Annotated in this window: 17 protein-coding genes; 10 read left to right on the top strand and 7 right to left on the bottom strand. The window is 42.9% G+C overall.

From position 1 onward, the window contains the following. Positions 1-594: 594 nt before the first annotated feature. Positions 595-1,758, bottom strand: a complete 1,164-nt coding sequence (locus P150_RS0111150) for an IS4 family transposase (RefSeq protein WP_028897750.1) — start codon at positions 1,756-1,758, stop codon at positions 595-597. A 510-nt stretch (positions 1,759-2,268) separates the two neighbouring features. On the opposite strand from P150_RS0111150, the gene P150_RS0111140 reads away from it, so the two are divergent. Continuing rightward, complete coding sequence (locus tag P150_RS0111140) at positions 2,269-3,420, top strand: GNAT family N-acetyltransferase (protein WP_028897749.1); 1,152 nt, start codon at positions 2,269-2,271, stop codon at positions 3,418-3,420. After that, positions 3,338-3,880, top strand: a complete 543-nt coding sequence (locus P150_RS0111135) for a formyltransferase family protein (RefSeq protein WP_369793318.1) — start codon at positions 3,338-3,340, stop codon at positions 3,878-3,880. Before P150_RS0111140 ends, P150_RS0111135 begins: the two co-directional genes overlap by 83 nt. Before the next feature lie 470 nt (positions 3,881-4,350). Here the strand turns inward: P150_RS0111135 and P150_RS0111130 are convergent, their stop codons facing one another. Both P150_RS0111130 and P150_RS0111125 read right to left on the bottom strand, forming a co-directional pair. Next, positions 4,351-5,361, bottom strand: coding sequence for an NAD/NADP-dependent octopine/nopaline dehydrogenase family protein (locus tag P150_RS0111130; RefSeq protein WP_028897747.1), 1,011 nt, complete (start codon positions 5,359-5,361; stop codon positions 4,351-4,353). Positions 5,362-5,375: 14 nt separating this feature from the next. Beyond that, on the bottom strand, positions 5,376-7,190 hold the full coding sequence (locus tag P150_RS0111125) for an aminotransferase class I/II-fold pyridoxal phosphate-dependent enzyme (RefSeq protein WP_028897746.1): 1,815 nt from the start codon (positions 7,188-7,190) through the stop codon (positions 5,376-5,378). Positions 7,191-7,807: 617 nt separating this feature from the next. Between P150_RS0111125 and P150_RS16445 the strand changes: the two genes are divergently transcribed. Then, positions 7,808-9,997, top strand: coding sequence for a T9SS type A sorting domain-containing protein (locus P150_RS16445; RefSeq protein WP_051617628.1), 2,190 nt, complete (start codon positions 7,808-7,810; stop codon positions 9,995-9,997). A gap of 242 nt (positions 9,998-10,239) precedes the next feature. Here P150_RS16445 and P150_RS0111115 read toward each other — a convergent pair whose 3' ends face one another. Together P150_RS0111115 and P150_RS0111110 are read right to left on the bottom strand one after the other, a co-directional pair. Continuing rightward, positions 10,240-10,956, bottom strand: a complete 717-nt coding sequence (locus P150_RS0111115) for a YjjG family noncanonical pyrimidine nucleotidase (RefSeq protein WP_028897745.1) — start codon at positions 10,954-10,956, stop codon at positions 10,240-10,242. Positions 10,957-11,066: 110 nt separating this feature from the next. Next, positions 11,067-11,546, bottom strand: a complete 480-nt coding sequence (locus tag P150_RS0111110; RefSeq protein ID WP_051617685.1) for a methylated-DNA--[protein]-cysteine S-methyltransferase — start codon at positions 11,544-11,546, stop codon at positions 11,067-11,069. A gap of 832 nt (positions 11,547-12,378) precedes the next feature. Here P150_RS0111110 and P150_RS0111105 point away from each other — a divergent pair. The 3 genes from P150_RS0111105 to P150_RS0111095 all read left to right on the top strand — a co-directional run bounded on the left by P150_RS0111105 (position 12,379) and on the right by P150_RS0111095 (position 18,124). Next, positions 12,379-15,159 (top strand): TonB-dependent receptor, encoded by a 2,781-nt coding sequence (locus tag P150_RS0111105; protein ID WP_028897743.1) that lies wholly within the window; start codon positions 12,379-12,381, stop codon positions 15,157-15,159. 12 nt (positions 15,160-15,171) lie between these two features. Beyond that, positions 15,172-16,377 (top strand): DUF4876 domain-containing protein, encoded by a 1,206-nt coding sequence (locus tag P150_RS0111100; RefSeq protein ID WP_028897742.1) that lies wholly within the window; start codon positions 15,172-15,174, stop codon positions 16,375-16,377. 172 nt (positions 16,378-16,549) lie between these two features. Further along, positions 16,550-18,124, top strand: coding sequence for a DUF6850 family outer membrane beta-barrel protein (locus P150_RS0111095; RefSeq protein WP_028897741.1), 1,575 nt, complete (start codon positions 16,550-16,552; stop codon positions 18,122-18,124). 431 nt (positions 18,125-18,555) lie between these two features. Here the strand turns inward: P150_RS0111095 and P150_RS0111090 are convergent, their stop codons facing one another. Continuing rightward, positions 18,556-19,296: a nitroreductase family protein gene (locus P150_RS0111090; RefSeq protein WP_028897740.1), complete on the bottom strand. Its 741-nt coding sequence runs from the start codon at positions 19,294-19,296 to the stop codon at positions 18,556-18,558. A 93-nt stretch (positions 19,297-19,389) separates the two neighbouring features. Between P150_RS0111090 and P150_RS0111085 the strand changes: the two genes are divergently transcribed. From P150_RS0111085 to P150_RS0111070, 4 genes are read left to right on the top strand one after another with little or no spacing between them, the layout of a single operon-like run. Next, entirely contained in the window at positions 19,390-21,990 is a 2,601-nt protein-coding gene (locus P150_RS0111085; RefSeq protein WP_028897739.1) for an adenosylcobalamin-dependent ribonucleoside-diphosphate reductase, read from the top strand. 45 nt (positions 21,991-22,035) lie between these two features. Continuing rightward, a complete protein-coding gene (folB, locus tag P150_RS0111080; protein ID WP_028897738.1) occupies positions 22,036-22,416 on the top strand; it encodes a dihydroneopterin aldolase in 381 nt (126 codons plus the stop codon). 54 nt (positions 22,417-22,470) lie between these two features. Continuing rightward, entirely contained in the window at positions 22,471-23,835 is a 1,365-nt protein-coding gene (locus P150_RS0111075; protein WP_028897737.1) for an N-acetylmuramoyl-L-alanine amidase, read from the top strand. Positions 23,836-23,837: 2 nt separating this feature from the next. Then, complete coding sequence (locus tag P150_RS0111070; protein ID WP_028897736.1) at positions 23,838-24,818, top strand: MlaD family protein; 981 nt, start codon at positions 23,838-23,840, stop codon at positions 24,816-24,818. 416 nt (positions 24,819-25,234) lie between these two features. Here P150_RS0111070 and coaW read toward each other — a convergent pair whose 3' ends face one another. Next, positions 25,235-26,053 carry a type II pantothenate kinase gene (gene coaW / locus P150_RS0111065; RefSeq protein ID WP_028897735.1) on the bottom strand — a complete coding sequence of 273 codons (819 nt, stop codon included), beginning with the start codon at positions 26,051-26,053 and terminating at the stop codon, positions 25,235-25,237. Between the last annotated feature and the right edge of the window lie 155 nt (positions 26,054-26,208).

The following is a 26,208-nucleotide window of genomic DNA, read 5'->3' as shown; positions in this document are numbered from 1 at the left end:
ATTTGTTGATTATCAGGTAGTTAGATGGGATAAATACAAAAACCAATCGTATAAAATTGCTTTGCATTGGTTTACATTTGCTTTACATTTAGAGGGTGTTTAAACGGTGTTTCAGCATGAAAAGTTTACATCGTGTAAAGGAATGCTATTGACGGCTTAACTTCTGCTTTACATCTGCACCGCCTATTAGGCTATACGAAACACGCAGAACGCTTTAAATACAGGGCTTGTGAGAGTTTGCAAGTCGTGGTGGCGCGAGGGGCTTAGAACGCAAAGAAATAAGGCTTGTGTATTTTGGGGTGTTGCGTTGGGTGTACCTAAAAGAAGTGGTTACAATATGGTGCGCAACGCTGTAACTCATTGATTAAACGGAATTTAAACGGTTGTAATACTACTCTTAAATGATATTACAGCCGTTTTTGCATAGTTTTAGGCGGTTTTACGCTTGTAAGTAGCTGATTAAACAGGACTTAAACGCTTTTACACAGCCGCTTGGCGTGTTTTTCCATTTTATCCCTGTTTTTACTGCCTAAATGTTAAAAATGAGGATTGTTTATGCAGTTGTTCACTAGTGTCCACTAAAAATGGACGAGTTTAAAAATTAAATAAATTAGGTTCACCTGAACCACTTCGGTCTTTGTCATTTTTGAATATAGTTTTGTCGAAGAGATCTCTGAGATTTGTTGTGTCTGTAAGTGACATGCTGAGGATTTGCAGCACCTCATAAGTGCTTCTATCCAATCGCATATCATATTGCACAATGGCAACGAGGCAGTAGGCACAGATGGCGGAGTAAATCTGTATTCTGACAGCATTCTCAGTTGTTCCCCAAAATTTCTTGATTTTGAGGTGCTGCTTGAGCCACTTGAAGAAAAGCTCTATCTGCCAACGATTCTTGTAGAGGTCGGAAACCTGCAGTGCGGTCAGTTCCATTGCGTTAGTCAGGAACATGAGCTCACGGCCTTGCTCCTCATCGAAGAATCGTACAAGCCTAAGATGTTCTGGATAGCCTTTCTGACTGCCATAGATGGTCAGCTCTATCTCAGCATCTGTCATTATTCCCCCGGGCAGCCTGCGTCTCCACTTGATGCACTTGTACTGCAAATTGGTCTTGGCCCTGACAACGAAGAACGACTCTGCACGATGTATGCGATAGAGCTCATTGAAGTTGTTGTAGCCACGGTCAAAGATGTGGTAAGCACCAGTCTCAATGGGGATTTCCCCCATCGCCTTGGAGTCATGCACTGATGCTGTGGTGATATGAAAGAAGGCGGGAATCTGAGTCTCCAGGTCATATAGGGTATGTATCTTGATACCGCCCTTATGCTTGCGGAACTTGGCACACCAAAACACATTCAGGCATAGCGAGATGGTCGTGGAATCGAAAGCATAGACATTACCGTCAAGTTTGAAGATATTCGCAGCCCGTTTGCGCCTGGCCTTACTCACAAGGTAGTAGGCATACTGCTCGAAGATGCGACAGGCACGATTTGTATTGGCTTTAGCCAGATTACTTCTGGTCACGTGCTTGCCAAGTCCGAGATGATAGCACTTCTGGTAATGTGCCTCTATGGCGACAATCAAGTCTCGCATGCTCTCACGATTGCTCAACTGGCCAAACATGAGTGTAAGGATCTGGTTCCAACATGTGAAGTGCTTCACATAGCGGTTACCGCCATACTTATCAACGATGTGACGAAACTTGTCTGAATCCATAAAAGCGACCAATTGGGAGAAAACGTATTGGAGCTTGTTCATATGCAGTCATCTGTTTGGACTGCAAAGATACAAAATCAAATCGTCGCACCTTGAAAATCTCTGTAACTAACTATATTTCAAATATTTCAAAGAACGCTTAGCGATTTTTAGTGGACGGCAATGAAAACGGATAAACGAAGCAGGTATCAAGCCTGACGATTACAACTTTGTAGAACTGTATGCAAAGTATTTGGAAATGAAAGATAAGGGCGAAAAAGTTACCTATACCGTAACCCTGCTAAGCCAAAAATACCACATATCAGAGCGTAAAGTATATCACATAATCAAACGCTTTGGAAGACACTGCAGCTGACGTGCAGTGCAAAACAAAAAATAAATGCCCCCAATAAATCAGTCTGTCATACCTTTGCAAAACAAAAAACATAATATGGGAAAATATACTTACAAACCACAGTATGGCATCATTGTCGTATGCGCAGATGAAAAGGAACAAAAAGCGGTGTTTGAGCATCTGGCCGCTGACGGGTACAAACCAAAAGTAGTAAACGTATGAGAATAGAAGTAAACCACCATTGCAGTAACTATAACAGCTATCGGGCAGAACGGGTAAAAAGCCTTTTTAATGCTGAAAGCGGTTGCGACTGGGCAACAAAAGCCGAGCTGCCCATAGAAGAAAAAGAGTGGAAAATAGGACTTGTCGTAGGACCTTCGGGAAGTGGAAAAACAAGCATCGGCAACAAGATTTTTGGCAGTAAGGCAATGTATGACCTATACGCCGGGTGGGAAGAAGACAAGCCGATAGTCGACTGCATTGCGCCCGATGGCGATTTCAATACCGTAACGGGGATGCTGTCAGCCGTGGGGTTAGGAGATGTACCCTCGTGGCTGAGGCCATTCTCCGTACTGAGTAACGGAGAAAAATTCAGGGCGGGATTGGCACGCTTAGCCTGCGAACAGCCCCAATATGCCGTTGTGGACGAATTTACATCAGTTATCGACCGACAAATAGCAAAAGTAGGAGCGGCAGCATTTGCCAAGACATGGCGAAGAGGCACCGGGAAAATAGTTCTGCTGTCCTGCCACTATGATATCATTGAATGGCTACAGCCAGATTGGGTCTACGATACGGCGGAGGCACGCTTTTACGAGCGTGACTGCCTTCGGCAACGCCCAACGCTCAACCTTCAAATTTATAAAGTCAGCGGAGCTGTATTCCCAAGAATCTTTAAAAAACATTACTATTTAGACTTGCCTATGCCCGTAACGGCAGAATGCTTCGTAGGATTCATCGGCACGGAGCCGGTCTGCCACCTATCCGTAGCACCTCTCTTTACCGCTAATGCATACCGGGCAACACGACTCGTGGTAATGCCGGAATGGCAGGGCATCGGCGTAGGCACAAAGTTTCTTCAAGCCGTATGCGAGTACCACCTGCAGGGAAATGGACGGTGCAACAAGAAATACCCAGTATTCTTCCATACTTCTCACCCACAGCTATGCAGTGCGCTGCGACATTCAAAAAAATGGATACAAACAGGTCGAACACTCTACGGAGCAAACAAGGCAAGAAGCGTAGCTTCCTTTAAGCGTTCCGCAATAAAAGCGGGAAAGAAACAATATGCAGCAGGCTACGGCGGACACTTTAGAGCTGTCCAAGCCTTTAAATATACAGGCGATGAAAATCAGGATATTAGGCAATAAAGACACCTTGGCTTATAACAAGGCACTGTGCCTTCTGCAAGCCAAAGGACATACTATCACTGAAGAGACAAGCCAGGAATGCGATCTCGCTATCGCCCCCTTACTCACAGAAAAAGTATCAGTGGAAGCCCTCAGCATTCCCAAATTCGGCACACTCGTCTTCCATCCGTCCCCTCTGCCATACGGAAGAGGGGCGGCCTCCATAAAGTGGGCATATAAGCGTCATGAACCAATTACCGCGGCTACATGGTTTTGGGCGGACAACGGACTTGACACAGGCGATATCTGCGAACAGGAAATTGTGAGGATAGACTACCAACTCTGCCCTCGGGAGTTCTATGAGCAGCACATCATTCCTACTATGCTACGCACCTTAGAACGCTGTTTAAATGCTCTTTCAATAGGTTTTAAACACACAATACCACAAGTAGAGTTGTACTCCAGTTTTGATAAACGGTAGGGGCATAACCGCTTAGTATTACCAAAAAGTCCAAAAGAGCAATACTTTTGGACTTTTTATCTATTGATATTATAGAAAATTTATACTATGCGTGCGTTTTTTATACCCTTTCGTTTTTTCAACTTGATTGTTAATTTTACTCGCTTTGTTTTTCTTCCTCAATCTAAATCGTTTTTCGGATTATATATGACACAAAAAATATTTACATTATATTTTTAGAGAACAAAGATATACTGTCGTGCAAACAACTGATTTATAAACATTTACAAATATAATTGTTTTACATTGCATTCTTCGCATAAATGAAATACATTCTTCGCACATTTGCTTACCATTTGTACGAAGATTACCTTATAAGTATGCAACAAAGGATTTTCTATTATATTTTAGAATGAAAAAATCTTACAATTCCGAAGATATAATTCAAAGACGATAGAAAACAAAAAAGAGTGGATGAGATTTTTTTTATTCTATGATTGCATTTTCCTTAAATTATCATACCAATTACACACTGTTTCTATTGCAGGTATTGATATCTTTTTTTCATTGGCCATCTGCTTTATGAAAAAAGCACCAAAAGTAAAATCTTCTATAAAATATCTACTGTTTAAGTCTGGAATCCAACCTCCTTGTACCTCTATCATCGGAGATTTGATTCCCTGAAATGCTTTTATTGATCTGATTTTTTCGGTCAATGACTTCGCATCTGTGCTTTCGTAATATTCAAGCACTGAGGGAATACTTCCTTCTGATACGGGCAATGATTTCAATAAAGTTTGAAATTCATTGTCCATATTGATGTAGATTTCAGAAACCTCATCTGTCCATTCTTCATAAAACAAACTTTGCGAAGGATAGACTATACCCTCTTTCCAATTTTTCCACATCGTATATAGGCGTGCCGGATGCAACAAAGGATTACTATTTGACAGACTTACTTCCAGATAATTATTCAGAAGGTCTATTGGTGTATCTAATAGATTTTCAAGATGATTCTTTAATGAATCCTTATCTTCATAATTTTCAATGCAGAGATTAAGTTTCCTTTTAAACCCTAACAGGTTTGCTTTGTGTCCATACTCGTCAATTCTTGAAATAAACGGAACTCTCTGAAAACCGAAAACAGGCTGATCTGGCATAATGGTATGCGCTTGAAAGAAGAAACCGGTATTGGAAACAACAGTTCCAACAACTGTATTTCTCTTGAGAAAAGGTTTTATTTTCTCAAGTTCCTGCTGAATGTATTGACCCGGTAAGGAGATGATAACCAAATCAGCATTTCGTAGCACATCTTCAGGCTTATTACTAATGCCTGCCAAGGTTCCTATAAGTTCTTTGCCATCAGGTAATATCAAGTGGATACTTCTGCCCCACTTATCTGGATGGTTGCTTAATATGCTCACATCGTAACCTTTCTTTGCTGCAATATATGCACTGAGTACGTGTCCAAGATTTCCTCCTCCGCAAATACAGATATTCATTCTAAACAACGGATTTATAATCTGTGCAAAATTTCCACCAATTTACTGTCATCTTTTCTGTCCCTGATGGCAAATCTTACTAACTGCTTATTATTGCCCATATTTCTTTTCAAGCTGCAATTACTGATAATCACATCATTCTCTATCAACTTTTGTGTAAGCTCAGCAGATGTATATTTCTTCGTAACCTCACAAAGGAAATAATTTGCCTGAGAAGGAATTACTTTGAGGAATGGTATTTGCTTTAATTCTTCAAAGAATATATTGCGTTCTTTTATGAATTTCTCGCAGGCATACTTGTAGTCGTTTTCATACTTACCGAATATTTGCAGATAAAACTCTCCAAACGAATTGATGTTCCATATTGACACCTCTTTCTTCAGTTTCGCGATGAGTTCTTCGTCTGATGATACAAAAACGCCTAATCTAAGTCCCGGCACTCCGTAAGATTTGCTGATAGACTTCATAACCATCAAGCCAGGAAATCTCTCCAATATTTCATTATGAAGCAAGCTGTTATCTTCAAAGTCGTCTGTAAAATCCACAAAACTTTCATCAACAAGAAGTTTGATGCCCTTATGCTCAGCCCATTCAGCCAACCTCAGAACATCTTTCTTGGGAATGAAATTGCCCGAAGGATTATCAGGATTAATTAATAACAGGATGGAAATATCTTTATCTGCGAAGAATGACATCAAATCATCGGCAGTATAACCAAAATCTTCCTTCGTGGAAATGAATGGAACTATCTGCTCCGGCTTTAACCTGTTTGGATATTCATCAAATGTAGGGAACATCACGCCGACTTTCTTGTCGGTATGTTCTTCCATTACTATTTTTATCAGCTCTGCCGCACCATTCCCAACAACCGTGTATTCCTGTCTGATACCAAAATATTTAGCAGCCAGCAATGAGTTTACGTACATACCTGACGGATATTCACTCAAGAGCGTATCGAAGTTGGCACGCATTTCATCTTTCATTCTCTTTGTAGGGAAATACGGATTTACCAGATAGCAATAATCCAATAATTGTGGAAAACGCCAAAAACCACCGTATCTCTTATGATATTCGTGATATTTTGTTTCTCCGTCTGAAAAGATTGTAGAAGCTATGTCCAAGTCTTGAACATCGTCTATCTCATACCATTTCTGTCCATTCAGCGGGAGTGCTTTGAGATTTGCCCGGTGCAGATGAGTGATAACTCGCAGTACCTGCTCGTAATATCCGTTATTGCCCATAACCTTACTATAAGCATCTAAGAAAGGTACATATACATTTGTGAGAAACTCCTTGCTGAATTTGTATATATTCACAGTCTTGTAGTATTCTTCGACTTCCTCATATCTGAATGCACTCTTCGGAATAAAATTAACGATTTCCTTTTCTTCATTAATTCTTACCATTGTACCGTCCATCCAAGTCTGGTACTTGTCTACCAATGCCAAGTTCGGATTTTCATTTTCTATCAGCATTCTCAGCAGTTCATCGTCGAAAATAAGATCAGACTCAAGCAACAAAGTATCATCCTTGCACAATTCTTCCTTTGCCAGTGCCAGAGAATATATATTGTTTGTTTTGTCGTATATAGGATTCTCTATGAACTCTATCTTTATTTGGCTATCATAACGATTGCCAATATACTTCATCAGGTTTTCCCGTTCATAGCCAACAACAAGAATCAGGCGTTCCAACTGTAATTTCGAGAGTTGATTGATGACCCTGTCTATAAGACGAGTACCATTTACCTCGAGCATACATTTCGTATTGCCCTTTGTCAATTCTCCTAAGCGTTTGCCCATTCCTGCTGCTAATATTATTGCCTGCATATCCTTTAATCTTAAATGACAGATAAATTATATAATGAAATTGCGTAATCAATAAGTCGCCTTTACTGTATTTTTATGTAAATCGGAAGAGTTTTAGTCCTTGAATGTGAAAAATCAAGTTTCAACCACCTCGTGTATACAAAATATTGGACAAAGATACGATAAAAAATGCACATTTGAAAATCGTATATTTGAAAATAAACAAATCCTACTTATTATAATAAAGAATTATCAATTTTTAAGCCGTTCAAATACATCTTTAATACTTTTTTTCCTGAAATATATGTTCAAAAATAACAAATTCCATCATTTTATTTTGATGTTAGAATATTTATTTCGTATATTTCGCCACCATTTGTCAAATTAAAATTAATTTTATGAAAAGAAAAAAGCTACAACTTTCGCTGGCATTGCTCATTTTTTCAATGGGAATCACACACAGCACATCGGCACAATCGCATCAAAATGTATAACTCATTGCAAAAGAAAATGTTAAAGCTGTTACAGTTCTTGAAGAAGACTTCTCTAAATGGTCGGCAGGAACAGAAGAAATTCCCGACAACAATGCAGTAAGTGGAAAACACCTGAAGTATAAAATACCTGAAAATCTCACAAAGATGAAAGGTTGGACTGGCGATGATGCCTATCAAGCAGGTGGAACCTGTTGTTTAAAGTTGTCATCAACCGGTTATAGAGCAGGATTCATCAGCACGCCCGAAATGGAACTATATGGCGACGTGGTGCTTACATTCCGTGCCAAGCGTCTTTCAGAGGCACACAAGAATGGCAGACTTTGGGTGGCTTTATGCGACAACAGCAGTGGTCCGGTAGATGAAATTACCGTAAATCTTACTACTGAATGGCAAGATTTCAAGATGGTTTCAAATAAGGGAACCTTTGCTGCCAACAATGTATTCCAGTTTCAAGCCGAGGAATGCAATATGCTGATTGATGATATCAAGATTGTCAGAACTCGAAACAGGATTCCGGCACCTGTTGCACTGGCTCCAATCAACAAGTCCAGTTCTTCATTCATAGCAAAATGGAATCCTACGAAGGAAGCAAAAAGCTACTTGCTGAATGTATTTTACAAGGGAATGCCCGAGAATGTCATTCCTGAAACCAAAGTGGTTGAGGGATTTGACGCTATCAATCTAAAGGAAGATAAAACTACTATCAACACAGCCAATCCAAATTATCCCGAAGGTTGGACTATCGACGTGTCTTCAAAGGGCGATAAAGAAGTCTATACTTTGGCAAAAGACCTCAATTCTGGCAGTTTATCCATTTGCTTCGACGAGGTTGGCGACTGCATCATCACTCCTAAAACTCCTGCCCCCATTACCAATCTTTCATTTTGGGTAAAGCCCAGCAGTATGGAGAAAGAGCCAAACTACAAGTATTCTATGGTGGGCGTATCAATATTCTCAAACGGAGAATGGACTCCGGTTGCAAATATTCCCAACAACTGGATGAAGAAAGACGGTGGTTTCTACACACTCGATATGGCTGCACTTGGCGAGAACACCACGCAAGTGAAGATAGAACTCACACAAAAGAATCTTCTTTCTTTTGCCATCGACGATGTAACCTACACTTACAAGTCATTGCCAATAGAAAAACTTCTGGTTGCCGACAAGGAAGTAACGGACACCTTCTGCCTTGTCTCAGACATAAATCCTGAAATCGAATATTTCTACTATGTGAGAGCTAAAGACGGCGAAGTAATTTCCGACCGTTCCAACAATATGTGGGTAGACGGAATCGTCGGCATTACGCCTACCGTAAACGAAGCTACAAAGGTTACTTCTACAAGCTATACCGCAAACTGGAACAGAATCCATAACGCAGAAACATATCAACTCAACAACTATAAAGTTGTGAAAGCAACGAAAGATATGGAGAACGTAGTGGTGCTTCACGAAGATTTCAACAACATTAAAGTCGGTACTGTAAATTCTCCTGTCACAATATACGACCGAACAACTTCCCTGGCGAAGAAAGGATATACAAAAACAGACTGGATGCAACAACTGTCCGCACTCGCAGATGGAATGGCCGGCGCACAGAAAGTGCCTGAATATCTGGAAAGAATGGGTTTGGTAGTTTCTCCACGCCTTTCTCTCGACTGCGACGATGGTGCTTTTGAGGTTGATCTGAAAGCATATAATTCCTATCCCGGCGACTCTCTGTATGTACTCGTTATGAAAGACATCAATGACAGAATAGCATTGGAAGGCAAGAAGATAGCCTTGAATAAAGAAGCCGGTATGACAAGCGCAACCGTAAAGTTTGAAGGAAATGTGGCAGACTGGAACACACGCCGCAATATCAGAATCGCGTTTATGAGCGTTTACGGTCAGCAATTCTATATCGACGAGGTAACGATACGCCAGAACCTGAAGGCAGGCGAGAGTCTGTATTGCCCTTACCAGACAATATTCACAGAAGACAATTCCTATGCCGTGAAGGGCTTGGAAGAAGGCTACGACTATGCCTATGATGTAATCGCAACGGCAAAGAAGAATACTACTGAATATGTATCTGAATATTCGGCAATGATGCCAGTAAAAAATACGCTTACTGGTATAAACACCGTTGAGAACACCAATACACGAATCGTGGCAGAAAACGGCAGAATCGACGTTTATACTTCAGGCAATGCCAACATCAGCATTTACGACGTGCAAGGTCGCCTGATTACTAAAACCTATGCAAGTCAGGAAGGTCGCTTCTCGTTCCCCGTACAGTCAGCTATCTACATCGTAAAAGTAAATGATGATTTGAGCAAGGTATTCGTAAAATAAACACGTAGCTTGCAATTCTAATTCCTTGTCGATACATTAGAATCTGCAACACGACACATTAAAAAGTGAGACTCGTCTTAAAAGTTTGATACAGAACTTTTAAAATGCGTCTCACTTTTCGTCTTTATATATCATTCCTATCATTAAATGCTATATGATGGATTAGATAATAGCTATCGTTATTTTATTCTTCATATACTTTCTTAGGACTTCAACGAGTCTGGCAAAACGAAACTTCTCAGTTACAAAACGTCCATTATCTGCGGGAGGGAATCAACCGTGAAGTTTATGGTGCCAAACAGCGCATCGGCATTTCCCCATCGGTTGAAGAGCATCGTGTCGATGCCGGCATTCATCGCTCCGAGGATGTCGGTATCGTAATTATCGCCAATCATCAGGGTGGATTCCACCTTCGCACCGGTTTGATTCAGGGCATAATCGAAGAATTGGGAAGAAGGCTTGTTCGCACCGGCGTCTTCGCTGAGCACGATGGTGTCGAAATAATCAATCAGCCGTGAGGCTTTCAGCCTTTTGTATTGCACTTCGCCGAAACCATTGCTGCAAATGTGCAAACGGTATCCCCTACCCTTCAGATAATCCATCAGTTCGTGCGCTCCCTCGATTACGCCCGGTTTTTCCGAACAAAGCTCAAGAAACTTATCGCTCATCGCCACGCAATACTCCTTGTCGGGCCAACCCTCGGGACGGCGAACAGCCGACGAAAGTGGACGGCGGAAACGCTCAACGATAAGATAATCGCGCGTAATCTCTCCACGGGAATACTGCGCCCATAAAGCCACGTTTACGTCCCAATAAGTTTTATAGAATCGTTCTGCATCATCAAAATAATCATCGAGACGAAAACAGTCGTACAATTCTCTCAATGCTATCTGCGCATTTCCGTGTGTATCGTATAGTGTATCGTCAAAATCGATGAAAAGGTCGGTATATTGTTTCATTCGTTCGGAATTTTTGGAGGCAAAGATAGTAAATAATGCAGCATTCTGCTACGATTAAAAATAAAATTCAGAAGCAGCTATGCTCTCGGGAAAGGCTTATTTGCAAAAAATCAAGGCATTGACAGCTTGTCCGTGTCTATTCCCTCAAGCCTCAACAAGGCTATCTTACGGTCAATTCCACCGGCATATCCTGTCAGACTTCCGTTGCTTCCCACTACTCTATGGCAGGGAATGATGATAGAAATGGGATTATGCCCCACAGCACTACCAACAGCTTGTGCCGACATCGCACCTTTCTTGCGCTCTGCAGCAATCTCGCGGCTGATAGCAGCATAAGTTGTTAATTTGCCACGTGGAATACGCATAAGCGACTGCCACACCCGCTGACGAAATGGTGTGTCAATGAGGTGCAATGCAGGCAAAAAGTCGGGTTGAACACCTTTGAAATAGAGGTCGAGCCACCGTTTTGTTTCACCGAACACAGCCAATTCGGCATCAATGGCATTTTCCCTATCCAATGTAGAAGCGAAATATTTCTGTCCATCGAACCACAAACCTGTCAGTCCTTCCCCATCGCTGCTGAGCAACATTCCACCAAGTGGCGAATCATAGTGCTGTATATATTCTTTCTGTTGCACGGTTTTATCATAAATTTTATAGATACAAAAATAAGAATATTACTTCATTCGGTCAAGAAAATAATGAAAAACTGAGAGAACAATCCTATGTTTCTGAACAAATTATTTGTAAATCCGTCAATATATATATTCATCATCTTATCCCAAACACAGAGAATTGCAGGCTTTCGGCAAGTAAGATTAAAGTTCGCTGAACGTCTAAAACATTCAACATTCTGTAATATTTAATTACCAAAAAACGCACAAAATTTTTCTTCGTTTCAGAAAAAATCAGGCTCTGTTTTTATGCTTCAGATGCTATTTTCGCAGTATTTAGTTGCAAATATACGAAGGTTATTATGCGTTCTTGCGATAAACGCAAACTGATTATCGCAAGAATGCAATGCGAAAGTACGAAAGAAAGGAGGAAAAATAAGATCGTTAAGTCGTATTTATTCGTCTATTTAAGAAGTTTTTCTGTCTTTACAGATGCACAAATGCGAATCATATTCCGTACAGAGCTGACAATGATTTCCTTATCTTTGCACACTCAAAAACCGCGTATTTGAAAAATAAAAATATCTTGCTGAAAATATCGGCATTATGAAGCAATGTTTGTAAACTATTTTCCCCAAAAATGTATCACGCTTTTCATAAGCATACCTACTAAAGTAGAACTGCTCGGAAAATGTTTAAAGCCACCGTGTTTCATACCTATCTTTGAGTATTGCGAGTTCCACATCTTCTATCTAACTTTGCAACGTTTTTAATAGATTGTACAGAATAAACATAATACACTTAATATATGAAAATCGTGAGACTTCTAAGTCTTATCGCCCTACTCTTCGTGGGGTTTGCCCCGACAGCCAATGCACAGATTGAGGCAAAAGCGGGCAACAAAACCATCTCGATCAGCGTAACGGACAAGAACACAAAGGAAGCAGTGATGATGGCTACTGCCACGCTGAATCCACTTGGTTCGATTACGGTAACGGATATAGACGGTAAAGCAAGGTTTGAAAAAGTTCCGAACGGAAATTTCGTTCTGAGGGTAACTTATGTAGGCTACGAGGAATACACGACGAACTTGAAGATAGAAACTGACCTGAACGTGAACGTTGCGCTGGTTCCAACCTCTCTTGCCTTGAGAGAAGTAACGGTAACTGCAAGGCAGAATGCGTCGGGGGCATCAACAAGCTCGATCATTGGCCGTCAGGCTATCGACCATCTTCAGGCGAGTTCCCTGTCTGATATTATGCAGTTGATTCCCGGTCAAATGATAAGAAATACGGATTTGACCTCACAATCCAATCTCCAGCTCCGCACTTTGGTCAATAACAATACAAGCGCATTCGGTTCGAGTGTGGTGGTAGACGGTGTGCCGATGTCCAACAATGGTGCAATGACACAGGGACAGTTCAGCAGTACGGCCTTCGTGGGCACAGACTTGCGACAGATTGCAGCCAACAATATAGAAAGCGTTGAGGTGATTCGAGGCATTCCGTCGGCAGAATATGGAGACTTGACCAGTGGATTGGTGGTTGTCAATTCCAAGATGGGCGTTACTCCTTGGCAATTAAGAGGAAAGGTTAATCCCGAAATGACGAATATTTCGCTCGGAAAAGGATTCTTGCTGAACCGTGCAGGCATTCTGAACTTCAATTTCGATTATGCCAAGGCGTGGGGCGATCCACGCCAAAAGACCCGAAGCTATGGCCGGTCCACTTTCAATCTGGGTTACAGCTACGATATCAGCAAGAAATGGCACACGCAAACCAAACTCCGTATGCTCTATGCAAAGGATTGGTCGGGCAAAGATCCTGATGCCATTCAGGACGGAACGTACAGCAAGAACCGGAACATCAATTTCGGTCTGACGCACAATGGTCGCATTTCTGTGGACAAACTGTTTATGCGCACCTTGAATTATACTTTCGGTTTGACTTACGGCGAAACGGACAACATCAATTCTGGATTCGTAACCAACAGTACGGGGCTGCTGCCTATCATAACAGCGATGGAAACCGGCTACAACATCGTGCCGTGGCTAACCCAGTCTTATCTTGCAACAGGACGTACGGAAAGCCGTCCCGGAAGTGTATATGCAAAGCTCAACAATTCGTTCTACTGCAAATTGGGCGACACGCATCAGGCATTCAAACTCGGTATGGACTATCACTATGACTGGAACAGCGGCAAGGGATATTACAATGACGACGACACTCGCCCCTATCGCCCCAACAGCAGCGGTCGTCCACGTGCATTCTCCGATGTGCCGGGCATTCATCAGTTGTCGGCCTACGTAGAAGACAACTTCTCTTGGAATATCAATAAGGTAAATCGGCTGCGTGCCAACCTCGGTTTCCGTTTCACTTCCTTACAACCGTTCGGCGAATTGAGTACCTATGCCCTCAGTCCGCGCTTCAATGCTTCGTTCAGCATCACGAAATGGCTGGATATTCGTGCAGGTATCGGACTGAATTCAAAGACTCCCGGCTTGAATTATCTCTATCCCGATAAGAATTATGACGACCGTGTTGCTGCCAACTATATGCCACAGACCGACCAAATTGCACAACTACTGGCTTACCACACACAGGTTTACAATGTTGAAGCATCGAAGCATCTGAAGAATGCAACCACAACCAAAGTGGAAGTTGGACTGGATTTCAAGTTGCCTAACGGAAAGAAACTCAGTCTTCTGGCGTATCGCGACCGCACGCCAAATGGTTTTGGAAACCTGAGCGATTATATCACTTACACTTCAAACGTCTATACGCCTTCAAAGGGATTGATTATCACGTCTGGCGCAGCAACAACTATCGACTACAACAATCCTGAACGTCAGGACATTGTCTTTATGACAACAGGCAAAGTGGGCAATACAAACACCACTATCAACAAAGGTGTAGAGTTCGATTTCGACTTCGGGGAAATCAAGGCTATCCATACTTCGTTCAGTTTCAACGGTGCTTACTCGGAAACAAAGACCTATTCAACCGACATTAAATCAGAATCCGTGAAGTCTGCATTGCTGCCTGCGAGCTATTCGAGCTATGGACTGACTCCCTTCAAGGTAATTTATCCTTCAGGACTTGACTACGAATCGTATCGAAGATTCATCAATACGCTCCGAATCGTAACACATATTCCTCGCTTAAAGATGGTAGCGACATTTACTGCACAAGCCATTTGGCACGATTGGCACAAATCCTACACAGGCAATAACATTCCTATCGGATGGATCGACACCGATTTGCAACGCCACCACATTACTGCCAATATGCTGGGAGGCTATCTTGGTATGGATGCAAAGTATTACGAAACGGCTCCAATCGGTACAAATTACGTTGCCATTCAAGACCTTGCCAGCACAACGACGGATAAAGAACCGACGAAAAACCCCGTAACGTGGAACCTTTCGGGCAGACTTACAAAGGAATTAGGCCGTCTTGGAGGACTTTCGCTCTATGTGAACAATATGCTTTACTATGAGCCGTTCCTCACTGGTAACAAAACGAGTACATTAACTCAAAGAAATACCAACAACTTTAACTTCGGAGTGGAGTTGTATTTTAATCTTTAAAAGTTCCATCTTATGAAACATATAACATATATTTTCGCATTGCTCGCAACACTCGTGCTTGCAGCCTGCGTAGATTTCGACGATGCAACCGGCAATGTTGCAACAAACATTCAATTGTCTGCCCCATCTGAATATCCGGCATTGGATCTTTCGGGACGTACAGTAACGATCACTTCCAACGGCACAAGCATTTCCACAACTACCGATGCGAATGGTGTGGCACATTTCAGCAGTCTGATTCCTGACGTTTACGACATTTCGGTTTCTTGGCATCTGACATCAGCCGAATACAGCGCATTGACTGGCAGCAAAGAAGCAAATTCCGGTGCAACGGTATCAGGTTCTTTAAACGGCTATATGATAGGAAATTCTGAACCAATCGTACTCAACACCTTGATATCCTTGAAGCGAGATATCGTCATCGGTAAGATTTATGCTGCCGGTGCAAAGGACAACAACAACCGAAACTATCGTGCAGGAAGATACATTGAACTGTATAATCAGTCTGACGACACCATCAATGTGGCAGGATTATACATTGGTTTGCTTGAAACGGACAATCCACAGGCATTCACACTCAAGAATTTGCACGATGAATACGCAGATTCGGTAGTTGTATTGAAGCAAGCCTTTCGCATTCCAAACGACCAACCATTCCTCGTTGCGCCGGGTGGCACCGTCCTGATGGCACTCAGTGCTATCGACCATAGTGTGAATGCTCCGCTGGAACACAGTTTGCTCGATGCAGACTTTGAAACCAAGGATAAAAGTGGAACGTTTCAGAACAATCCCGATACGAAGGAGTTAATCAATGCTTTCAACATTTATTCGGGAGCTTCTACATTCAACATTCTTCAGAGTGGACAAGGAGTCGTTATTTTCCGTACAACCGAGGACGTTACAACGTGGAAGCGCACCTATAAATATGGTAAGAAGAGTGGAACGATGTTCACTTTGATGCCCAAACGCTATATTATTGATGGTGTGGAATACCTCAGAAACAAGTCTACTGGGCAGGATATGGGCGAGAAACGACTCTATTCCGACATCGATGCAGGCTCAGCTCTTCAGAATACAATCAACGGATGGTCGGGCGAAGTTGTGTATCGCAAGACTTCCGGCACAGGTACGGCCGGTCAGAAGATTCTGATGGATACCAACAACAGCAGCAACGATTTCCAAGTATCGACCACCATTGCTCCAAGACAATATGATTAGGAAAACCATCCTTGCCTTTTCACTCTTCCTCGAAAGCAAAAAGAGAATGGCAGGCAGGGACAGTTAGATATTGAATTTAGAAAAATAAACTTACAATAATTCCTTTATCCAAACTGACGAGTCATCTTTCCCCGTACCAAAGAAAGATAAAGGAAAAAGACTTGATTTCGGAATGAAAACAAAATATATTTTAACAGCACTCCCCCTGATTGCATTACCGGCTTGCGCACAGGTCGATTCGCTTCGTGGCGACACGGAATATCGTTACAGCGATCTGATGCAGACGTGGCGAAACACGGAAAACTCGGCTGCACTGACCATTGAACCAACCGACAATCGTGGTGTGGCTTCCATCGGATACTATCACAAAGGTGGCGACTATCATCGTGTTCAAGAGGGCGAAGAGACCAATTCTATGAAATTCTTTACCGAGCGATATCAGCAAATGGGAAAGTATCTTTATGGCTACGGCAAGTTCCGTTTCGATATAGGGCGTACCCAAGAACGTGTTTGGGGCGACCAGTATCGCCTGTATAATGCAAATCCTTTCATTTCAGGCTCTTCCATCCCCGGGAAATACGACCATCAAGACTTTGAACTCACAGCAAAAGTAGGCACAAAGAGCTTCAACGGATGGCGTTTCGGAGTAGCATTGGATTATAATCTCGGCGACCTTTCGCGCCTTCGCGACCCTCGTTCACGCTCTCGCCTCTTGGAATACAAACTCACACCCTCCGTTTCTTATTCCTTCGATAACGACGACACCCACACCATAGGACTTTCCGGGCACTACAATCGCCGAAAGGAAAAGATGGGTAGCCTGACAACCGTTCAGAACGATGCCAACCTGATGTATTATCTGATGTCGGGAATGGAAGTTGCCGACGGAACAATCAGTGGCTATTCAAGTTTCAATCGTGAGTGGGTAAACCACAATTTCGGTGCAGAAGTCCAGTATGGCTATAAGAACGACGCTTTCACGAGTACGAGTGCTGTGAGCATTGAGCACGGCACGGAGTATATTTACGGCAACTACAAATACGAACCGGGACGCTATTACACCTATTTATATAATATAGCGTCGCAGAATCGCATAAAAACCGACAGGCTGATACATCAGATTGACGTAAAGGTCGATTTCCAACAGGCCTATGCCAACGAATACCGTCAGCAATTGGTGATTACGAACGATGCCACAACCGGGCTTACTTCTTATCGCTACGACACCCAGTTTGAGTTCAAGAAACGCTATCAGGTGGAGACTATGGACTTGAATTTCCGTTATCGTGCCAACCTCATTCGCCTGAACGAAGCCAACAATGCCAGACAAGTAAAGGCATATCTTGGCTTGGCAGGCAATCTCAGTTCGCAGCGCAACACGCATTTGCTCAACAAGAGCAAATCGAAATACGGCCGTTTCAATCTTCAGACAGAAGATGGTGTCTCGCTGTTCAACAATCGTCTGACACTCGACCTCGTACTCGGCTACAGTTTTGCCACAAAGTCAGAACTGAACCTTGCCGACCCGACAACAGACTATGCGAAGAGCGTACTCATCCCTGACTTCAGGTATTACGATGCCAACGTATTCCATACGCAGCTTCAGGTTATGTATCAGTTCCCGCTAAGTATCAGGAAAGTCCGTGGAATGTGGTACATAAAGGCAAATGGAGGTTTCCAGTCTGCCAACAATGAAGAACGGCAGAAGGGATATAACTTCGGCATTTCAATTGGAGTGTTCAACTAAAACAGTAAATACAAGGAGATTCAATTCGGTTTTCAGAAAAAGAATCATAAACTAAATATTCCACGCTTCGCCGATATTAAAAAGCCGTATCATCCACTTTAAAGATTTAAGTGATGATACGGCTTTTTCCTGTTATCTATTAGTAAAAAGTAAGCAGATAAAACATTACTGCCTTTCAATTTTCAGGGAAAGGAAAATAAGCAGTAAAATACCTAATTTACAAGTAACCGAAGAATGCTCTCTAATCTTCGCAAGAATGCACTGTAATTGTGCGAAGATTGGAACGCATTCTTCGCACAATTGAAAACAATATCATTATCAACTGATTTTCAATGAGTTATGATTTATCTATAATTAAACAAGTGTCGCAGTTCATTTGAAATCTAAATTTGCCAGATACCAGATAAAAGTTCTTTGCAAGATATCAAATTTTATTCGATAAACCCCTGACGTTTCAGCGCATTCAGCAAAGTAGCGGACATAGTTTCGTTGTCGCTCTTTCTGTAACGGATGTCCGTGAAAATCTGCGCAAGGGTTTCCTTGTTGTTTATTTCCACGAAATGCTTGTTTTCCTCAAGGTTTTCCTTCTCATTATAAAAAAGGTCGATGCGCTCGGGCGTATAATCTTCGTAGACTTCTTCGTGTAGAATGCTCTCAATAGGCAAACGATCAGTAAGTGCCGGTAATTCATCGGGCCATCCGATTGTGATGGTGGCAACCGGCATAACGAGTTCAGGGAGTTCCAAAGCATCGATAATGGCATCCGGGCAATAGATGGTTGTGCCGAGGAAACACGTGCCGAGACCTGTTTCTTCGGCAATGTTGCAGAAAGTCTGACAGTAGAGCAACGCATCGGTTGCAGCATTCATAAACGAGAGGAAGTTATCGTAGCCCGGTTCGGCCTTTCGTTGCTTCGCCCAAAGGCTCGTTCTTCTGAAATCCGCACAGAAAGTGAGCACCACCGGAGCACCTTCCACCATAGGCTGATTGAAGTGAGCCGGTGCAAGTTTCTTTTTCCTGTCGGCATCTCTCGTTACCACCACCGAGTAAAGTTGCAGGTTGCCCATCGTAGGTGTCCTTTCCGCTTCACTCAACAACTCCTTTAAGAGTGTGTTGGAAAGTTCTCTCTGTGAGAACTTTCTTATTGTTCTTCTTCTTTTTAAGCTTTCCATTTTTGAAATTTTTACGATACAAAGTTACTGAAAAGTTTTCACTTTTGGAAAACAATTAGTAACTTCGCAAGCAGAAATTTTACTAAACAACAAATGGAAACCAATAAAATATATTCTCACGAAGAGGCATTTCAGGCCTCTTTGGAATACTTCAAGGGCGACGAACTGGCTGCCCGTGTGTGGATAAACAAGTATGCTATGAAAGATAGCTTCGGCAACATCTACGAGAAGTCGCCCGAAGATATGCACTGGCGCATTGCCAACGAGATAGCCCGCATCGAAAAGAAGTATAAGAATCCTGTAAGTGCGCAGGAAATCTTCGACCTTATCGACCAGTTCCGCTATATCATTCCTGCCGGAAGTCCGATGACCGGAATCGGTAACAGCTATCAGGTGGCATCGTTGTCAAACTGCTTTGTGATTGGACTCGATGGCGATGCCGATTCTTACGGTGCAATCCTCCGAATCGACGAAGAACAGGTGCAACTGATGAAACGCCGTGGCGGCGTCGGGCACGATTTGAGCCACATTCGTCCGAAGGGTTCGCCCGTGAACAACTCTGCGCTGACCTCAACCGGCCTTGTTCCTTTTATGGAACGCTATTCAAACAGTACGCGCGAGGTGGCTCAGGATGGCCGTCGTGGTGCGCTGATGTTGTCTGTAAGCATCAAGCATCCTGATTCCGAAGCATTCATCGACGCAAAGATGGAGGAAGGTAAGGTTACCGGTGCCAATGTGTCCGTGAAATTGACCGATGAGTTTATGGAAGCGGCCGTTAATGATAAGGAATTTGAGCAGAAATATCCAATCGACAGCGATAATCCATCTTACAGCAAGAATGTTTCTGCAAAGAAACTTTGGGAAAAGATTGTTCACAATGCTTGGAAGAGTGCCGAGCCGGGAGTGTTGTTCTGGGATACGATCGTGCGTGAAAGTCTTCCCGACAGATATGCCGACTTGGGATTCAAGACCGTATCTACCAACCCTTGCGGCGAGATTCCATTGTGTCCATACGACAGTTGCCGCCTGTTGTCAATCAACTTGTTCTCATACGTAGTGAATCCGTTCACAAAGGATGCTTATTTCGATTTCGAGAAGTTCAAGAAACACGTTCAGTTAGCTCAGCGTCTGATGGATGACATCGTTGATCTTGAAATGGAAAAGATCGACTTGATTATGGCAAAGGTAAAGACCGACCCACAAAACGAGGAAGTAAAGAATGCAGAATATCATCTTTGGGAGAAAATCAAGGACAAGAGCGGCAAGGGACGTCGTACAGGTGTGGGCATTACTGCCGAGGGCGATATGCTTGCAGCGATGGGATTGCGCTACGGAACACAGGAAGCTACGGATTTCTCTGTTGAAGTACACAAGACTTTGGCATTGAATGCCTACCGTTCATCCGTTACGATGGCACAGGAACGTGGTGCTTTTGAGGTGTTCGACGCAGCTCGCGAGGCCGACAATCCATTCCTCCTCCGTATGAAAGAAGAAGACGAGCAACTGTATAACGATATGGCAAAATACGGTCGTCGCAACATTGCCTGTCTTACAATCGCTCCTACGGGCACAACTTCGCTGATGACACAGACCACATCAGGTATAGAACCAGTCTTTATGCCTGTTTACAAACGTCGTCGCAAGGTGAATCCGAACGATACCAACGCACACGTAGACTATGTTGATGAAGTTGGCGATTCATTTGAAGAGTATATCGTCTACCATCAGAAGTTCCTTGACTGGATGAACATCAATGGCATCGATTCAACAAAGAAGTACACACAGGAAGAAATTGATGACCTTGTGAAGAAATCTCCTTATTACAAAGCAACGGCAAACGATGTTGATTGGCTGATGAAGGTGCGTATGCAGGGAGCTATTCAGAAATGGGTGGACCATTCTATATCTGTTACCGTAAATCTGCCGAATAGCGTGGACGAAGCATTGGTAAACAAACTTTACGTTGAGGCTTGGAGGAGTGGTTGCAAGGGCTGCACCATCTATCGAGACGGCTCTCGTTCCGGCGTGATGATTTCCGTTTCAAAGAAAGACAAGAAAAAGAAAGAAGAACTGGCATCGGAAGAAAAGACTAAGGATTTGAGTTCAGCAGAAGAACATCACGAGCATATCTGCCAGCCTCCTCACGTTGTTGAGGTACGTCCGGCCGTTTTGGATTGCGATGTCGTGCGTTTCCAGAACAACAAGGATAAGTGGGTGGCATTCGTTGGTTTGTTAGATGGCTATCCCTATGAGATTTTTACCGGTCTGCAAGACGACGAAGAAGGAATTGCCTTGCCGAAGAGTGTTACCAAGGGTAAGATTATCAAGTCTACAAATGAAGACGGAAGCCGCCGTTACGACTTCCAGTTCGAGAACAAACGTGGCTACAAAACAACCGTAGAGGGGCTTTCAGAGAAATTCAATCCCGAATATTGGAACTACGCAAAGCTCATTTCGGGTGTGCTCCGTTACAGAATGCCAATCGACAATGTGATAAACCTCGTGAGTTCATTGCAGTTGAAGAACGAAAGCATCAATACTTGGAAGAACGGTGTAGAGCGCGCGCTGAAGAAATATGTTACAGACGGAACGAAAGCGTCGGGCCAGCAGTGCCCTGCTTGTGGTCAGGAAACCCTCGTCTATCAGGAAGGCTGCCTGATTTGCACCAGTTGCGGTGCTTCAAGATGTGGATAATTAATTCTTAAACAAACAGCTCCTCCATTCCGGAGGAGCTACATTATGATTCTGAAATCGAGCTATATATATATAAAAGGTGTCCGATTCCACGCTTATATCGGTGTGGGAGACTTGGAACGAGAGGTTGGCAATGATTACCTCATCGACCTTCGCTTACAATATCCCATTGAAAAGGCAATGCAGTCGGACGACGTTGAAGACACGCTGAGCTATGCAGAGGTATTCGAATTATTGAAAGCGATAATGAAACGACCTGCAAAACTGTTGGAAAACGTGGCTGGAAACATTGTCGATGAACTGACGGAAGCATTTCCAAAAATCGAAGGAATCGACCTGAAACTTACTAAATTGAATCCACCTATGGGAGCAGACTGCGATGGTGCAGGCGTGGAATTACATTTAATAAATGATAAAACCCAATAAGAGCTTCCGAGTTTCTGAATAAAAATACGTAACTTTGCTTTTTAAATGTACAGTATGGTTAAGAAGGTATTGTTGCTATTTGTATTGACTTTCGGATTGGGACTGAATATTACCAGTGCCAAGGGGAAGTTTACATTGGTAATTGACCCCGGACACGGTGGCCGCGATGCCGGAGCAATCGGTGCAATATCGAAAGAAAAAGATATAAACCTGAACGTTGCCTTGGCATTTGGAAGATTAGTAGAGCACAATTTGTCAGATGTCAATGTAGTTTATACAAGAAAGACCGATGTTTTTATTCCATTGAAGGGTCGCGCGGAAATAGCCAACAAGGCAAAAGCCGACTTATTCGTGTCCGTTCACACCAATTCAGTCCCTCCGGGTCGTTCGCCAAGAGGGTTTCAGGTTTATACACTCGGTATGCACCGTGCAAAAGACAACCTTGACGTGGCTATGCGTGAGAACGGCGTAATCTCATTGGAACAGGGCTATCAGCAGACTTACGAAGGATTCAACCCAAATTCTTCTGAAAGCTACATAATGTTCGAGTTTATGCAGAACGCCAATATGGAAAAGAGCGTTCAACTGGCGCAACTCATTCAGCATTCCGTGTGCAGCAAGGCAAACCGTATCGACAAAGGTGTGCATCAGGCAGGCTTTCTGGTGCTGCGCGAAACGTCGATGCCGGGCTGTCTGATAGAATTGGGATTCATAACGGCAGAAGAAGAAGAGCAATTTCTGAACACAGAGGAAGGTATTGACTTGATGGCGCGTGGCATTTATGAAGCATTTGTAGAATATAAGAATAAAGTAGACGACCATTTGGTTATTCCCTACAAAGGAAACTATCCTCAACAGGTGCCAAAGGTTACGACTGTTACCAAGATAGAACCTAAAACCATCGACGATGTAAAGATCGCTCCAAAAGTAAATGTTGCAGTTTCTCAGCCAACTCAGATTAAAAAAGAAAAGGAAGTAAAGGCTATAAAAGAGAAAAAAACTAACATTCAGGCTTCAACCCAAAACAAAAAGAAAGAGCAAGCATCTGTCAGCAGAAACGTGAAATCGGAAAAGAAAGCGACAGTCGCTGCAAAGAAACCAGAGGAAAAGAAGGAGAACAACACCTCCGGTAATGAAATTCGTCCTATCTTCAAGGTGCAGATATTTGCCATCAACCGACAGTTGCGCCCTGGCAGCGAGCATTTCAAGGGACACAACGACGTAGATTCATTCCAGGAAGGAAATGTTTATAAATATACAATCGGTGCCAGCGAGGACTATAACGAAGTGGTTCGCCTGCGCCAGAAACTTAGAAAAGATTTCCCAGAAGCGTTCATTATCGCATTCAAGAATGGTGAACGAATGAACACCAGCGTTGCGATTGGCGAATTTGCAAAGAGGAATCAACAAACAAAGTAATTATGAAAAAGATTCTAACACCAGAAGTAAAGATAGCACTCGTGGCTATTTGTGGAATAATAATATTGTTTTTCGGTATGGATTTCCTGAAAGGACTCAACCTCTTTTCCACAGACACACGATACAAGATGCAGTTTGACGATATCAGCGGGCTTACCACAACCTGCCCTATCTATGCAAATGGCTTCAAGGTGGGCATTGTGAAGGATATTGCCTACGATTACAACCACCCCGAAAAAGGTATCAGCGTAGGCGTTGATATTGATAGGAATATGAAAATTCCCGAAGGAACCACGGCTGAAATCATCAGCGACCTGATGGGTAACGTACAGGTAAATCTCGTTCTGGGCAAAAGCACCAAATGGCTGGCTGAAAATGGTGTTATCAACGGCAGCATCAACAACGGCGCAATGGGCGAAGTGAAAAATATGGTGCCGTCTATCCAGAAAATGTTACCAAAGCTCGACAGCATTCTTGCCAATGTAAACTCCGTTCTTGCTGACCCTTCTGTCAAGAATTCCATCCACAATGTAGACAAGATTACAGCCGATTTGACTACCTCCACCAAGCAATTAAACATTCTGCTGGCTCAAATGAACAGCACTCTGCCTGCTATGAGCGCAAAAGCCGGTAATCTTATGGACAACACAAACAGCCTGATGGCGAATGCCAATAGTGGCATTACGGAGGCTCGGAGTGCTTTGAAGGGAGCAGACGGGCTGATGGCAAACATCAACAGCAAGGTAAATGCACTGGATATTGCCACAACAATGGCAAAACTCAACACAGCACTGGACAATGTAAACACGCTGACCGCAACATTGAACAGCAACAAAGGTTCTATGGGCTTGCTGATGAACGACCCTACGCTCTACAACAATCTGTCCAACACATTGGCAAATATGGACAGTCTGATGGTAAACCTGAAGGCACATCCGAAGCGTTACGTCCACTTCTCACTCTTTGGCAGAAAAGATAAATAAGAAAAATAAGATTATATACTGCACTATGCCCTCGTATTTCTATTGAAGTACGAGGGCATAATATTTTATCTGAGTTCTGACAATGCTTTCAACAGCGTGAAGTTTATGACCGGCCTTATTCGCAAACACACCTTCATATATCCGAGGACAAACTCATTTGCAACCTCATATTCTTGAGTATGAAATTACCCTAAATTCAAGTGATTTACAACTATCCGAAGAATGCGTTTCATTCTTCGCAAAAATACCGTGCATTCTTGCGAAGATTGCGCGGCGTTCTTCGCAAGAATGGAAAGCAATTATTTATCGTCTGATTTTCAGGAATTTACAGGTTACAGAACATTCCTGACATTGCATCAATCAGAATCACGGCCTAACATTTCCAAGGCAGGGCAATTTCTTTAAACGAAGAACTGTTATTTCTTCGCCTGCAAAGCTGCACCAATAGCCGTACAGAACTCTGAATGTTTCGGAATAATGAAATTCACATCATAGATTTGTTCCATCATAGGGAAGAGAACTTTGCACTGCGGCAATAGCGTCAAGTTGCCTATCAACACGAAATCCTTGATACCACTATTCAACGCACTCAAAATCGTTGCCGAACCAATGGACTGAAGCACCAGACAAATCAACCCAAGCGCAATGTCCTCCCTGCTTGCATTGCCTTGAGCATTGGCAAAGAGCGATGCTGTGGCATTCATTGGAAGTCCGGGGAGCGGATGAGCGGAAATATCGCCAATCTCCAAGTTGATGTTTGATATATCCCCCTTCATTGCCAAATCGGATATTTGATGAATATCGTCGGTGCTGAGCAAAAGTCTTGACAAGCCATTGAGCGTACCTCCACCGATACCCACTCCACCAATATGTTTGATTTTTCCTTCGTTGCATTCCACCAGCGAAGTGCCTGTTCCCATCGAAACCACAATCATCCGCTCAAGATTCGCTGCAAACTGGGCACCCATACCGTCTGCCAGAAACTCATCGGCTTTCTCGGTCGGCAGCCCATACACAGGCTTGTCGATATAAGCAGAGCCCACACCGGTAATCATCACCTTGTCTACATCGTTAAGCTCTATCTTGTTGTCATACAGATACTTGCCAAACGCTCCATAGAGAGAAGTTATCGGGTCGGTAGCCTTGATGCGCAGTGGGTTCACTACCATTCCATCACGGATTCCAACAATTTTGGTAGTCGAAATCCCAACGTCTATTCCTATCGCAGTCTTCATACACCTTATATATTTATAGTGCAAAGATAATGAAAAAAAGGATACCGAAAGCGTGTGTAAAAGAGTTTTTGCAAAAAATAGTAAAAAACATTTTCGTATTTATCTGAAAATGAGTATCTTTGCATTCCGTTATGAAGAGATAGGTAAGAATACAT

It is taken from the genome of Prevotella sp. HUN102, assembly GCF_000688375.1.
Classification (GTDB): Bacteria; Bacteroidota; Bacteroidia; order Bacteroidales; family Bacteroidaceae; genus Prevotella.
This window is presented reverse-complemented; position numbering and strand designations above follow the sequence as displayed.